This is a genomic window from Caballeronia sp. LZ034LL (assembly GCF_031451215.1).
GTDB lineage: Bacteria > Pseudomonadota > Gammaproteobacteria > Burkholderiales > Burkholderiaceae > Caballeronia.
This window is the reverse complement of sequence record NZ_JARUXR010000002.1, coordinates 197,531-210,910: the sequence shown is the minus strand read 5'-3', so window position 1 is coordinate 210,910 and position 13,380 is coordinate 197,531. Positions and strand designations below refer to the sequence as shown.

The window sequence follows — 13,380 nt, the reverse complement described above, 5'->3', positions numbered from 1 at the left end:
CGCCATCGCGAGCGTGAGCAGCAGCGAGACGATCAGCACGATCATGGCGCTCTGCTTGCCGCCTTCCTTGTTCACGCCGACGTGCGTATCGAGCAGCAGAAAGCGAATGCCCGCGCAGAAGTGATGCAGGTACGCCCACGACAGCACGAGCGTAACGATCTTGACGATGGGGTTGGCGAGGAAGCCCTTGAAGGCGTCGAAACTGATTTCCGACGTGAGGCTCTGATCGAGCAGATACAGGATGAACGGCAAACACACGAAGAGCAAAAGGCCGCTCACACGATGCAGGATGGAGACCTTCCCCGCCAGCGGCAAGCGATACTTCGCGAGTTGGCCGATCCCGATGTTGCGGAACTCCGGCCTGGGTTTCTTTACAGCTTCAGCCACGGTAGACCCCTTCCCTATTCTGTTTTGACGTATCGCGCGAAGCCGATGCTCACCACGGGCGCGACTCGTCCTGCCTGATGCGCTCGATGAGCGACCGGCGATGTATTCGTGGGGAGACGTTCTAGCCCGCGCACTGCGCGACTGGCGGTATTTTGTCGCGGGATTGATATACTGTCCAATATCTATCTCGTCTTTCTGAAATACTTTTTATAGATATCGGATGGAACTGCGTCATATCCGTTATTTTCTGGCCGTCGCCGAAGAGCGCAATGTGACGCGCGCGGCCGAGCGGCTCGGCATCGGGCAGCCGCCGCTCAGTCAGCAGATTCACGCGCTGGAAGACGAGATCGGCGTGCGTTTATTTCGGCGCACGGGTCACGGTGTTGTGCTGACCGAAGCCGGCGAGGCCTTCGCCGCCGACGCCAAGCGTCTGATGACCGACGCGCGGCTCGCCGTCGAAAAGGCGCAGAGTGCGGGGCGGGGCGAGATCGGGCAGTTGAACATCGGCTTCACGGGATCGGCGGCGTTCAATCCGGTGGTGTCGAAGCTCATCCGCTCATATCGGCAGGCGTATCCGAACGTCACGTTGACGCTGACCGAGGGCAACACGGCGCAGTTGCTCTCGCATATGGACGACGGCCGTGTGGATGTCGCCTTCGTCCGGCTCGGCAGCCAGTCGCCCGCCGGTGTGCAGATCCATCACATCGCCGTCGAGCCGATGCGGATCGTGCTGCCCGCAACACATCGGCTCGCGAGGAAGCGCAAGGTGCCGCTGTCGGCGCTGGCTGAAGACGCCTTCGTGATGCTGCCGCGCGAAGCCAGCCCTACGCTGCACGACGTCATCGTCGGCGCGTGCCGCGAGGCGGGCTTCGAACCCATCGCCGGCCAGCAGGCGCCGCAATTGTCCTCGGTGGTGAATCTCGTCGCGGCGGAGTTCGGCGTGTCGCTGGTGCCGGCATCGGTGTGTCAGATCCAGGTCGATGGCGTGGCTTATACGGATGCGCTCGACAGCAACATCTCCATTCGTCTCGCGCTGGCGTCGCGCATCGACGCCACGCCGGCCAAGACCGCCAATTTTCTCGAGATCGCGCGGCAGGTTGCTGCGGCTCGCGCGTGATGCACGCGTCTTTGTAATGCTTATGAAAGTTGCATTTGCAACTATCGCTTCGCCCATGCTTGCAAGACAGCTTTATATCAATTGGCGAAGCGATTTCGTGGGCGTTAAAAAAATCGACAGTTAGTTGCTCGGTCATCAAGCGACGAAATGCATGTCGATCAATTCAATGCAACCGCTGCCGCCGCGCCCACAGGCGAGCCCTGGATCGCCACTGATGCACGTCCGTCCGGGCCCACCGGCACATCGCCGACGAGTGTCGTGCGATATAGCTGGCGATCAAAGTCGAGGTCGAAGATATCGGTCGGCGCGAGGTGTGCGGTCGTGCGGTTATCCCAGAACGCGATGCTGCCCGGCTCCCACTTGAAGCGCACCGTGAACTCGGGACGCGTGACGTGTTCCCAAAGCAATTCGAGCAATGCCTGGCTTTCGCGCGGCGCAACATCCACGACATGTTTGAGGAAGCCCGGACTCACATAGAGCGCGCGCTCACCGGTTTCGGGATGCACGCGCACGAGCGGATGTTCGCTGACGAGGATGTGATCGTCGACGGCCTTCCTGAATGCATCCGTCCCGCTCACCCCTTGCGGCGGCGCAAAGCGATGCACGCCGCGCAGCCCGTCGATGAACCCGCGCAACGGCGCGGACAGCTTCTCGTAGGCGATGACGAGGTTGGTCCACTGCGTGTCGCCGCCATAGGGCGGAATGGTTTCGCCGCGCAGGATGGACGCGAATGGCGGATTCACGGCGGCCGTGACATCGGTATGCCAGCCGGTCCATGGCCGCACGAGGGACGGTCCGTCGAAGCGCGTGGCCTTGCGAAACTTGGAGATCGAATAGATTTCCGGGTGGCCTTCAACATGGCCGAACACCGGATGCCCCACCGTGAGTTCGCCGAATTGCGCGGAGAACGCCACGTGCTGCGCATGCGTGAGGAACTGCTCGCGGAAGAAGATGACGCGCCATTCGAGCAAGGCGGCACGCAATGCCTTCACCTGATGGTCGGGCAAAGGCCGCGTCAGATCGACGCCGCCAATTTCAGCCCCGATATGCGCCGATAGCGGCTTGACCGTCACACTCGATACATCGCCGTTGGCAACTGCGTTCACTGTCATGCTCCTGTCGATAGAGCGATCAATGTACAAGCCGCCACTTCTCACGCGAACCAAGAAATCCCGCTACGGATAGCTTGGTTTGCGATAAGCGCCGAGGCCGGCGCTCACGACGTTCCGGTTCAGGCTTTACCAGTGATAGTTCATGCCGGCGAACACCTGGCGGCCATAACCGAAGGCGCACCACGTGCCGTAATAGCACGATGCGACATAGCGCTTGTTGAACAGGTTCTGCGCGTTGACGTAGAGCTCCGCGCCCTTCAGTTGCGTAGCGGCGCGGCCGAGGTCATAACGCAGCGTGGCATCGACGAGGAAGAAGCTCGATACCTTGAAGCTGTTGTCGCTGCTGTAGGTCGTGCCCGTGTAGCGTCCGCCCGCGCCCATCGACAAGCCCGCCACCGGTCCGCGATTGATCGTGTAGTACGCCCACAGCGAAGCCTGGTTCTGCGGCACGGCAGGCAGGAACTTGCCGTCGAGCCCGCTGTTGTCCTTCGTGTACTTGGTGTTGAGGTACGTATAGCTTGCGGTGAGGTTCAGCGAATCCGTGAGGCTGGCTTTCGCTTCGAGCTCCACGCCGAGCGAACGTGCTTCACCCACTGCGGACTGGAAGTTCGGGTTGCTGGCATCGACGGTCAGCAGGTTCTTGCGCGTCAGGTCAAACAGCGCAGCAGAGAAGAACGCGTTATAGCCCTTCGGCTGGAACTTCACGCCGATCTCGTATTGACGGCCCTTCTCCGGCGAGAACTGATTGCCGTTGATGTCGGTGCCGATCTGCGGCGTGAACGATTCCGTATAGCTGACATACGGCGCGATGCCGCTGTCGAACACATACGACAGACCGGCGCGGCCCGTGAAGGCGCGGTTGAACTGATGCGATTGCACGCCGTAGGTCGTGTTGTTCGAGTCGCTGCTCGCCCAGTCCTCGCGTCCGCCGAGCGTCAGGACCACGTGACCCCAGCGCAGCTGATCCTGCGCATACACGCCGTACTGAGTGCCGCTCAGCACCTGGTGATAGCGGTCGGGCGGCGTGATCGTCTGGTTGTAGTTCGGCGCGTACATGTCGAGCGGCGGCGCGACGCCGAAGCCCGCATCGAAATTGCTCGCATAGTGCTGGTAATCGAAGCCGAACAGCACGGTGTGATCGATCGGCCCGGTCGAGAAGTTGCCTTCCACCTGGTTGTCGATCGCAAAGGTGTTCAGGTTGTCCTTCGACGCCGCCGTGCCGCGATCGAGCGTGCGCAAATCGTCTTCGAGCTGACTCGCATACACGCTCTTGTAGTCCTGCGCGAGGTGCATGAAGCGCGCATTCGAACGGAACGACCAGGTATTGGTCAGCTTGCGCTCGAACTTGTAGCCGATCGACTCCTGTACCCGGTTGAAGCTCTCGAAGTTATGGTCGCCGTCGTAGAAGTCGCTCGGCAGCTTGCCGTTCGGGTTGTACAGCACCGTGCCTTCCGGCGGCACGCTGCCATACGACGTGGCGCGCGGATCGTGCTGATAGAAGCCGAACAGCGTGAGCGAAGTCTTCGCATCCGGACGCCACGTGAACGACGGCGCAATCGCAATGCGCTTGTTCTCCGTCGATTGCACCTGCCCGTCTTCGGAACGCGCGATGGCGGTCAGGCGATATAAATAACGTTCGTCGCCGCCGATCGGTCCAGAGAAATCGAATGTAGCCTGCTTGTGCGCGTAGTTGCCGAATTCGACGCCCACTTCGTGCAGCGGCACGACCGTCGGCATCTTGCTTTCCTGATCCAGCAGGCCGCCCGCCGCGGCCTGGCCGTACAGCACCGAGACCGGTCCCTTCAACACCTCGATACGCTCGAGCAAGTACGGATCGACCTGCGGCGTCGCGTACCACGAGTTGTCGAGCATCTTCAGCCCGTTCCAGTATTTGTCGGCGTCGAAGCCGCGCACCTTCAGCAAGTCATAGCGCGTCGCAATGCCGCCGCGCGTCTCCGGCGTCACGCCGGACACGTAGCGCACCGCCGCATTCAGCGTCTGCGCGTTCTGCTGATCCATCTGCTGACGCGTCACGATGGACACGGACTGCGGCGTTTCCAGCAGCGACGTGCCGGTCTTGAGCGCCGTCGATTCCTTCGCGACATAGCCGTTCGTCGGGCCGTACGGCTGATCCGGATTCTGCGCAGTCACCTTGACGGCCGGCAGGGTGGCATCCGAGGGCGCGGGGGCGGACGCGTCGTTGGCCGTCCCGTCAGTGGATTGAGCGTAGGCCAGCGGCGCGACCGCGAACATCAGCAATGCGGCGAGTTTCAGCGGCCGCATTGCCACGGCATTCCATTCAGTTTTCTTCATACTCATTCTCTTGTCGTCACGCGTAAATGCGAATCGTTATTATTTCTGGCCAAATTGTCGCCTTTCGTTGCCTTTTTGTAAACATTCGTTTCCGCTTTTTCTTGGCCCTCCGTTCAGCTTTTTTCCGGAAGGAAATCGAAAGAAACGGGACGCGATCGGATCGTGACTAAGATGAAATCGGGCGCTCACGAACACGCGGCAGCCCGCATCGGATATGCACAGTCGAGGTCTGCCGATGAACTCCACGCCTTCCTCTTCCACCGTCTACGTGCTCGGCCACTCCGATCCCGAAATGGAGCGGCTCGACCGTCAGGCACGTTTCATCAGCGATCTCACCGAAGACGTCCTGCGGCGCGCGGGCCTGGTGCCCGGCATGCGCGTACTGGACCTGGGATGCGGCGCGGGCGATGTCTCGTTTCTTGCCGCGGCGCTCGTCGGGACGAGCGGCAGTGTGCTGGGCATCGATCGGTCACCGGAGATCATCGACAAGGCGCGCCGGCGCGCGGAGCACGCGCATCTGAACCACGTGCGCTTTGAAACCGGAAGCGTGTCGGATGTGGATATCGTCGGCGAGGTGGATGCCGTGATCGGACGGCTGATACTGCTGCACTTGCCCGATCCGGCCGCGACCTTGCGCCGGCTCGCCGCGCAAGCCGGCAGCGGCACGCTGTTCGTGTTTCATGAAATGGACATGAGCACCGCGCGTTCGCTGCCCGAGGCGCCGCTGTGTGCGCAAGGCACGCGCTGGATCATCGAAACCTTCCGGCGCGCGGGCGTGGACACGGAGATGGGCGCGAAACTCTTCAAGACGTTTCGCCAGGCGGGTCTGCCCGATCCGCAGATGTTGCTGTCGGCACGCTTCGAAGGCGGCCCGGACGCCTTCACCTACCGTTATCTCGCGGAGGTGCTGAGAACGCTGTTGCCGCTCGCCGAACGATTCGGCATCGTGGATGCGAAGGCAGTGGACATCGATACCTTCGCCGAGCGCCTGCGCGATCAGGTCGTGGCGCTCGAAGGCGTCGTGCAGCCGCCGGCGTTCATCGGCGCCTGGGCGCGGCTGCCCTGAGCATCAGGCGCGACTTTTCTTCTTCGCCTTGCTCTGGTTGTATTCGATCGCCGCGCGCACGAGATCCCGCAGCGCGCGCGCCTGGACCTTGCTGCCTTCGGAGAAGTCGATCGCGCGCCGCTGGTTGCCTTCGAGACCTGCGTTGAAGAGCTGGTCCGGATCCGCGAGATGCGCGCCGTTCGCGAAGGTCAGCTTGACCTTGTCCTTGTGCGCAATGCCCACGGCGATCATGCCGTCGCGATACCACACCGGACTGCCCATGTACTTCCATTCCTCAACGATCTCGCCATCCGCCGCGAGGATGGCCTTGCGCACGTTCGCCAGCATTTCGCCGCGCCAGTCGGCAAGGCCCGCAATCAGCTCATCGATTCGTTCCGAATTTTTCATCAACGCGTCTCGGTTTTTAGTTTTGGAAAAACGCAGACAGCATAACGTGCGCGTCGAACTTCATCGCCGCAATCCACGGCTGCCGATCAGGATCCTCAACCGCTGCGCCTGATCGAGTTGCAGAATAAACGTAGGCCGCATGCGGCCGAGGAGCGCCTTTACATCGGCATTGCCTGTCGTGCGGATGCCGTCGTCGACGGTATTGACGAGTTGGCCCAGATAGCCGGTCTCGCGCTCCAGATAGAGGTCATCGAAGTCGTACATGCTCGACGCGTCGAGCCGGGCGAGGTCCGCCTGGCCTTGCCTGGTCATGGCGTTGCTCGTCGCGCTGCGTTGCGGCTGCGAGCCGGCGCTGCCGGTCAGCGTGACGATCTCCTGCTGCACCTGACCATGCTCCGCGATGATGCGTCGCGCATACACCTGTACGCCTTTCGACCCCGATCGCTGCAAGGCCAGTTGCGCCGCGGCGATCTCGGCCTGACTGGCGACGAAGACGATGCCCAGCCGCTGTTCCTCGCTCAGCTGTCCCTCCGCTGCCTGAGCGCGCGTCATGAAAACCGGCAGCATGAGCAATGCCGTCACTACACCTCGGCGTTTCATGAAAATTCTCCCGAAGTTCATTCATGTGCAATGCCGCGCGAAGAAGGCGTGCATTTCCGCAATTCTGTCGTCGACGAAACCGATACGATGAACCGCCCGATTTCGACACCCACCAGTCTGCAATATGCACCACACAGACTTGAGGTACCCTCGATCCGTGTTTCGCGGCCGGTCAAAACAGCGCAGCCCGGAACGCACCCAGCGCCGCCCGAATCATATGATCGTAACCGCATCGGAGGAACAGATGGACTCTGCCTTTGACGTGTATGCCGGCCATGAAATCTCCATTGCGACACGGCGCAACGAGCGTGGCGCATGGGTCGCCGATCTGACCGTCCGTCACGACGGCAAGTCGGCCTTCACGTGGCCCGAAACCGTGCAGCCCGAATGGCGCACGGCCGACGAAGCGGTGCGCGACGGCATCGAGCGCGCCCGCCGCATGATTCGCCAGCATCTCCAGCACCCTGACGACCGCTCGTGGCTCGCCACGCGCCGTCACGCGCAGACCTGGTTCAGCGCGGAAGCCGAACGCCTGTCCGGCAATGTCTTCGTTCACACGAAGTAAGCCTTCGATCAACCTCATCAAAGCAAAAAATCTTCCCCGATGCCGACACCCGAACCGCAAGCCGTCTGCAATCCGATTTCCCGTAGTGCGATCTTCCTCGTCGCCACCGTGGCGCGCGGCGATGACAAGGCCGATGTCGTCCGCTCATGGTGCGGCGACATCGCGGCGCTGGTCCGCGCGGTCGGCACGCGCGCGCCGGCCGCGAACCTGTCCTGCGTGTGCGGCTTCGGCTCCGACGCGTGGGACTTCCTGTTCGGCGCGCCGCGTCCCGCGCAACTGCATCCGTTCATTGAAATGGGCGCGGGCGAGCGCCGCGCTATCGCCACGCCGGGCGACATCCTGCTGCACATCCGCGCGGACCACATGGACCTGTGTTTCGAACTGGCCTCGCAACTGCTCGCCAAGCTCGGCGACGCGGTCACGGTCGTCGACGAAGTGCATGGCTTCCGCTACTTCGATCTGCGCGACATGGTGGGTTTCGTCGACGGCACCGAGAATCCGCAAGGCCGCAGCGCGATGGAGTACACCCTCGTTGGCGACGAAGACGCGTCGTTCGCCGGCGGCAGCTATGTGATGGTGCAGAAGTACCTGCATGACCTCGCGGCATGGAATGGCCTGACGGTCGAGCAGCAGGAACGGATCATCGGCCGCGAGAAGCTGTCCGATGTCGAGCTCGACGATTCGATCAAGCCTTCGTGCTCGCACAGTTCGCTCACGACGATCGACGAAAACGGCCGCGAGGTGAAGATCCTGCGTCACAACATGGCCTTCGGACGTCCGGGAGCGAAGGAGTTCGGCACCTATTTCATCGGCTATGCGCGCGCGCCGAAGCCGATCGAGCAGATGCTCGAGAACATGTTCGTCGGCCGGCCGCCGGGCAATTACGACCGCCTGCTCGACTACAGCCGCGCCATCACCGGCGGCCTGTTCTTCGTGCCTTCCGCGGACCTGCTCGACGAACTCCCCGACCGCAGCCCCTCCGAACCCGCCTCGTCCGACGCGAATCCCGAACCGGGCAGCCGCAGTGAAGGCTCCCTGAACATCGGCTCACTCAAAGGAACGTCACAACATGAATAACCTGCATCGAGAGCTCGCGCCCATCTCAAGCGCCGCATGGTCGCAGATCGAAGCGGAAGTCGCCCGCACCTTCAAGCGCTCCGTCGCGGGGCGGCGTGTGGTCGATGTGAAGGAGGCCGGCGGCAGCGCGCTGTCGGCCATCGGCACCGGTCATCAGAGCGCGATCGCCGCGCCCGCGCAAGGCGTGATGGCGAAGCTGCATGACGTGCGCCGGGTCGTCGAACTCACGGTGCCGTTCACGTTGCAGCGTGAGTCCATCGACAGCGTCGAACGCGGCTCGAACGACGGCGACTGGCAACCCGCCAAGACCGCCGCAAGCGATCTCGCGCGCGCGGAAGACAGCGCGATCTTCGACGGCTACAAGGCGGCGGGCATCGTCGGCATCCGCGAGGGCAGTTCGAACGATGCGACGATGCTGCCCACCAACGTCGCCGACTATCCCGTCGCCATCAGCCAGGCGCTGGAGAAGCTGCGGCTCGCGGGCGTCGACGGCCCCTACTCCGTGCTGCTCGGCGCCGATGCCTATACGGCGCTGGCCGAAGCAAGCGATCAGGGCTATCCGGTGATCCAGCACATCAAGCGCATCGTCAGCGGCGACCTGGTGTGGGCCCCCGCGTTGCAGGGCGGCTGCGTGCTGTCGACGCGCGGCGGCGACTATGAGCTGTACCTCGGCCAAGACCTGTCGATCGGCTACACGAGCCATACCGACACCACGGTCCAGCTCTACCTGCGCGAAACGCTGACTTTCCTGATGCTGACGAGCGAAGCGTCCGTGTCCATCGCCACGGGCGAATAGGGTTCAAAAGGAGCACGACCATGGCCATCAACCAGAGCGGTTTGACCGACGACTACATCGCGCAGCAGCGTGCACGGCTCGAAGCCATGCAGCATGATCTGCTCGGCACCGAGGAAGGCGGCATCGCCGGCGAGCGGCGCCAGCAACTGGAGCACGGCGCAGAGGCGCAGGAATTCGAAGACGAAGCGCAGCGCATGGAACAGGACGTCGCGAATCAGGCATTGCGCGATGTGAACGATCAGCGCATCGGCGACATCCAGCGCGCGTTGCAAAAAATCGCCGAGGGCACGTATGGCCTGTCCGACGAAAGCGGCGTGCCCATTCCAAAGGCGCGCCTCGATGCGATGCCGGAAGCCATCCTGACCGTCGAGGAACAGGAGCGGCGCGAAGCGGGCCGTTAATTACTTCGATACGGCCGCCTCTACCGCCGCGAGATAAGCCGCGAGCGCCCGCTCCACCTCGCGCAGATAACGCTGTGCGAGCTGCACATCGCCCATGGCGGGGCGCAGCTTGATCGCGAGCGCGCCGCCCGCCAGCGCGCGAATCATCTCCACATACAGCGCGCGTTCGGCGGGCTTCACATGCGGCATGCGCGCATCGAGCACGCGGCGCAGCATGTCGGACTTGCGCTTGCCCTTCTCGTCGTCGTGCGGCATCACCGACATCAGGATCAGGCAATCCGGATGCTGCTCGAAGTAGCGGATGTGCGGGCTCATGATGCGCTCGATCACCGCCGCCGCCGACAAGGCCTTCCACGTCTCCGTGTCGGTCTGCGCGAGCTCGTCCTCGAGTTCGCCGAACGCGGCAATGTGGCGGTCCCACAACGCTTTCAACAAGCTGTCGCGGTCCGGAAAAAAGTGATACATCGAGCCGATCGGCGTCTGCGCCTGACGCGCCACGCCATGCATCGTCACGCCCGTCAGCCCTTTCTCCACGATCAGTTCCGCCGTGGCATCGAGCACTGCCTCGATGCGCGCACGGCCGCGCGCCTGCAACGGCGAACGGGCCGCGCTGGTCCGTTCGGGATCTTGCAGTTCGCTTTCATTGCCGGGCCGGGGCTTCTTCATTCATGTTCCTTGTTTCGTTCCACAATTTTACGAACTAGACGCTGGCGTCTAGATTCATGCATACTAGACGCCATCGTCTAGTTTGGCGAGTGCAATGCAACCGGCATCTTGCCGCAGGCGCGCTCGCCGTTCTGCTCTTCATCGAAGGCTACCGCACCCAGGCGGCAGCGCGAAAGCTCCCGGAGAAAACATGTCTGTCACAGCGCCCACGCACGGCGACCAGCCCGCTGACGCGGCCCAAGGCAAATCGTCACGCAAGCGCCTGCTGATCGTGGTCGGCATCGTCGCGGTCGTGGCCGGCATCGCGTGGGGCGTGCGCTGGTGGACGGTGGGCCGCTTCATCGAAACCACCGATGACGCCTACCTCAAGGCCGACAGCGTGACCATCGCGCCGAAGGTGAGCGGCTACATCACGGAAGTGCTGGTCGGCGACAACCAGACCGTCGCGGCGGGCGCGCCGCTCGCGAAGCTCGACACGCGCCAGTACCAGGCCTCGCTCGATCAGGCGCAAGCCACGCTCGATGCCCGCGCCGCCGACATCCAGCGCGCCCAGGCCGAGCTCACGCAGCAGCATGCCAACGCGGATCAGGCGAAGGCGCAGGCCGAAGTGGCGCGCGTCAGCCTCGCGCACGCGGAAGACGACGTGAACCGCTATCGCCCGCTGGTGGCGACCGGCGCCGAGAGCGCCGAGCGTCTCACGAGCCTCGTGTCCACACGCGATCAGGCGCGCGCCACGCTGACCGCGAATCTCGCGGCGGCGCGCGCGGCGGCGACGCAGATCGGCGCGACCGAAGCGCAGATCGCCCAGGCGCGCGCGCAGCTGGAAGCGGCGCAGGCGCAAATGGATCAGACGAAGCTCGACCTCAACGACACCACGCTGTTCAGCCCGGTGGCGGGCCGTGTCGGCGATCGTACGGTGCGCGTCGGCCAGTATGTGCAGCCCGGCACGCGGCTGATGACAGTGGTGCCGGTGGAGTCGGTCTATCTCGAAGCGAACTTCAAGGAAACGCAGGTCGGCCGCATGCGTATCGGACAGCCGGCGACGCTGCATGTCGACGCCTTGAAAGGCACGGACCTGCATGGCGTCGTCGAGAGCTTCGCGCCTGGCACGGGTGCGCAGTTCGCGTTGTTGCCGCCGGAAAACGCCACCGGCAACTTCACGAAGATCGTGCAGCGCGTGCCGGTGCGCATTCGTGTCGATACCGGTCCGGAGACGCGCAAGGTGCTGCTGCCGGGTCTGTCGGTAACGGTCGACATCGATACGAAGTCCGCCACCGACGACAGCAAACGCATCGCCGACGAGAATCGTCATGAGTGAGTCGCACGCACGCGCGAGCGCCACCGACTGGATTGCGGTGACGGCCGGCGCACTCGGCGCGCTGATGGCCACGCTCGACATCTCGATCACCAACTCGGCGTTGCCGCAGATCCAGGGTGAGATCGGCGCGACCGGCACCGAAGGCACGTGGATCTCGACCGGTTACCTGATGTCCGAGATCGTGATGATCCCGCTTGCCGCGTGGCTCACGCGCGTGTTCGGCCTGCGCAACTTCCTGCTTGGCAACGCGGTGCTGTTCACGCTGTTCTCGGTGATGTGCGGCTTCTCTCATTCGTTGCCGATGATGGTCGCGGGCCGCATCGGCCAAGGCTTCACCGGCGGTGCGATGATCCCGACCGCGCAGACCATCATCCGCACGCGGCTGCCGCGCGAACAGATGCCGGTCGGCATGACGATCTTCGGCCTGATCGTGCTGCTCGGACCCTTGCTCGGCCCGGTGCTCGGCGGCTGGCTCGCGGAGAACATCTCGTGGTCGTGGTGCTTCTTCGTGAACGTGCCGGTGGGCATCGCGCTGGTCGCGCTGCTGGTCACCGGACTGCCGGCCGAGAAGTCGCACTGGGAAGCCTTCCTGAAGGCCGACTGGATCGGCATTGCGGGCCTGGCCATCGGCCTGAGTTCGCTCACGGTCGTGCTCGAGGAAGGCCAGCGCAATCAATGGTTCGAGTCGAGCGAGATCGTCATGCTCACGTGCGTGACCCTCTTCGGCATGTTGCTGATCGCGATCTCGCAGTTCATCGCGAAGAAGCCCATCGTGCGGCTCTCGCTGCTGCGCAACCCGCGCTATGCGAGCGTCATCCTGATCGTGTTCGCGGTCGGCGCGGGGCTCTATTGCGTGTCGTTCCTGCTGCCGCAGTTTCTCAGCATCGTCGCGGGCTATAACGCGTTGCAGTCGGGCGCGATCATGCTGGTGTCGGGCGTGCCGGCCTTTCTCATCATGCCGATATTGCCGCGCCTGCTCGGCAAGGTGGACTTTCGCGTGCTGGTCATCATGGGCCTGCTGTTCTTTGCGGGAAGCTGCCTGCTGGACATCTCCCTGACTGCGCAGAGCGTCGGCCATGACTTCTTCTGGTCGCAGATCCTGCGCGGCTTCGGACAGATGCTCGCGATGATGCCGCTCAATCAGGCGTCGATGGCCGCGGTCTCGCGTGAAGAATCCGGCGATGCCGCGGGCCTCTACAACATGGCGCGCAATCTCGGCGGCTCGGTGGGGCTGGCGATCATCGGCACGGTGATCGACCGGCGCAACGACTTCCATACCGCCGCGATCCGCGAATCCGTGACGGCCAATTCGGTGATCGGTCAGGAGCGCATGGCGTCGAGCGCCGCCAGCTTCTTCGCGCAGGGCGGCGACATGGCGCACGCGAAGATGCAGGCGCTTGGCCAGTTGTCGGTGCAGATCGGCCAGCAGGCCGTCGTCATGACCTACTCCGAAACTTTTTATATTTTGGCGATCGCGCTGCTCGCATGTCTGCCGCTCGCGCTTTTGCTCAAGACGCCGCGCGCGCAAGCCGGCGAGACGCCCTCAGCGGGCCACTGATCGTGATGAATCTTTCG

At 63.4% G+C, this 13,380-nt stretch carries 14 protein-coding genes; 8 read left to right on the top strand and 6 right to left on the bottom strand.

Annotated elements, in window-relative coordinates:
• Positions 1 to 387: succinate dehydrogenase, cytochrome b556 subunit (sdhC, locus tag QCE83_RS15385; RefSeq protein ID WP_309812314.1), on the bottom strand; the 387-nt coding region annotated here is incomplete at its 3' end.
• A gap of 220 nt (positions 388 to 607) precedes the next feature.
• Between sdhC and QCE83_RS15380 the strand changes: the two genes are divergently transcribed.
• Positions 608 to 1,504 (top strand): LysR family transcriptional regulator, encoded by an 897-nt coding sequence (locus tag QCE83_RS15380; RefSeq protein ID WP_309812311.1) that lies wholly within the window; start codon positions 608 to 610, stop codon positions 1,502 to 1,504.
• Positions 1,505 to 1,662: 158 nt separating this feature from the next.
• On the opposite strand, the gene QCE83_RS15375 is transcribed toward QCE83_RS15380, so the two are convergent.
• Together QCE83_RS15375 and QCE83_RS15370 are read right to left on the bottom strand one after the other, a co-directional pair.
• Complete coding sequence (locus QCE83_RS15375; protein WP_309812306.1) at positions 1,663 to 2,616, bottom strand: TauD/TfdA family dioxygenase; 954 nt, start codon at positions 2,614 to 2,616, stop codon at positions 1,663 to 1,665.
• 126 nt (positions 2,617 to 2,742) lie between these two features.
• Positions 2,743 to 4,929: a TonB-dependent siderophore receptor gene (locus QCE83_RS15370; RefSeq protein WP_309812303.1), complete on the bottom strand. Its 2,187-nt coding sequence runs from the start codon at positions 4,927 to 4,929 to the stop codon at positions 2,743 to 2,745.
• Positions 4,930 to 5,164: 235 nt separating this feature from the next.
• On the opposite strand from QCE83_RS15370, the gene QCE83_RS15365 reads away from it, so the two are divergent.
• Positions 5,165 to 5,995, top strand: coding sequence for a class I SAM-dependent methyltransferase (locus QCE83_RS15365; protein WP_309812300.1), 831 nt, complete (start codon positions 5,165 to 5,167; stop codon positions 5,993 to 5,995).
• Positions 5,996 to 5,998: 3 nt separating this feature from the next.
• Here QCE83_RS15365 and QCE83_RS15360 read toward each other — a convergent pair whose 3' ends face one another.
• Positions 5,999 to 6,382: a DUF1801 domain-containing protein gene (locus tag QCE83_RS15360; protein WP_309812298.1), complete on the bottom strand. Its 384-nt coding sequence runs from the start codon at positions 6,380 to 6,382 to the stop codon at positions 5,999 to 6,001.
• Between the two features lie 60 nt (positions 6,383 to 6,442).
• Positions 6,443 to 6,982 (bottom strand): DUF4142 domain-containing protein, encoded by a 540-nt coding sequence (locus tag QCE83_RS15355; protein WP_309812296.1) that lies wholly within the window; start codon positions 6,980 to 6,982, stop codon positions 6,443 to 6,445.
• A gap of 244 nt (positions 6,983 to 7,226) precedes the next feature.
• Between QCE83_RS15355 and QCE83_RS15350 the strand changes: the two genes are divergently transcribed.
• Genes QCE83_RS15350 through QCE83_RS15335 form a run of 4 tightly spaced genes read left to right on the top strand, consistent with a single transcriptional unit; the run spans position 7,227 to position 9,821 of the window.
• Positions 7,227 to 7,547, top strand: a complete 321-nt coding sequence (locus QCE83_RS15350) for a DUF6566 family protein (protein WP_309812293.1) — start codon at positions 7,227 to 7,229, stop codon at positions 7,545 to 7,547.
• A 39-nt stretch (positions 7,548 to 7,586) separates the two neighbouring features.
• On the top strand, positions 7,587 to 8,624 hold the full coding sequence (locus tag QCE83_RS15345; RefSeq protein ID WP_309812290.1) for a Dyp-type peroxidase: 1,038 nt from the start codon (positions 7,587 to 7,589) through the stop codon (positions 8,622 to 8,624).
• Entirely contained in the window at positions 8,617 to 9,420 is an 804-nt protein-coding gene (locus QCE83_RS15340; protein WP_309812287.1) for a family 1 encapsulin nanocompartment shell protein, read from the top strand. Before QCE83_RS15345 ends, QCE83_RS15340 begins: the two co-directional genes overlap by 8 nt.
• Before the next feature lie 20 nt (positions 9,421 to 9,440).
• On the top strand, positions 9,441 to 9,821 hold the full coding sequence (locus QCE83_RS15335; protein WP_309812284.1) for a TraR/DksA family transcriptional regulator: 381 nt from the start codon (positions 9,441 to 9,443) through the stop codon (positions 9,819 to 9,821).
• Here QCE83_RS15335 and QCE83_RS15330 read toward each other — a convergent pair whose 3' ends face one another.
• Complete coding sequence (locus QCE83_RS15330; RefSeq protein ID WP_309812280.1) at positions 9,822 to 10,487, bottom strand: TetR/AcrR family transcriptional regulator; 666 nt, start codon at positions 10,485 to 10,487, stop codon at positions 9,822 to 9,824.
• 190 nt (positions 10,488 to 10,677) lie between these two features.
• On the opposite strand from QCE83_RS15330, the gene QCE83_RS15325 reads away from it, so the two are divergent.
• Entirely contained in the window at positions 10,678 to 11,805 is a 1,128-nt protein-coding gene (locus tag QCE83_RS15325) for an HlyD family secretion protein (protein WP_309812276.1), read from the top strand.
• Positions 11,798 to 13,363 (top strand): MDR family MFS transporter, encoded by a 1,566-nt coding sequence (locus QCE83_RS15320; protein ID WP_309812274.1) that lies wholly within the window; start codon positions 11,798 to 11,800, stop codon positions 13,361 to 13,363. Before QCE83_RS15325 ends, QCE83_RS15320 begins: the two co-directional genes overlap by 8 nt.
• The last annotated feature ends 17 nt before the right edge of the window (positions 13,364 to 13,380 follow it).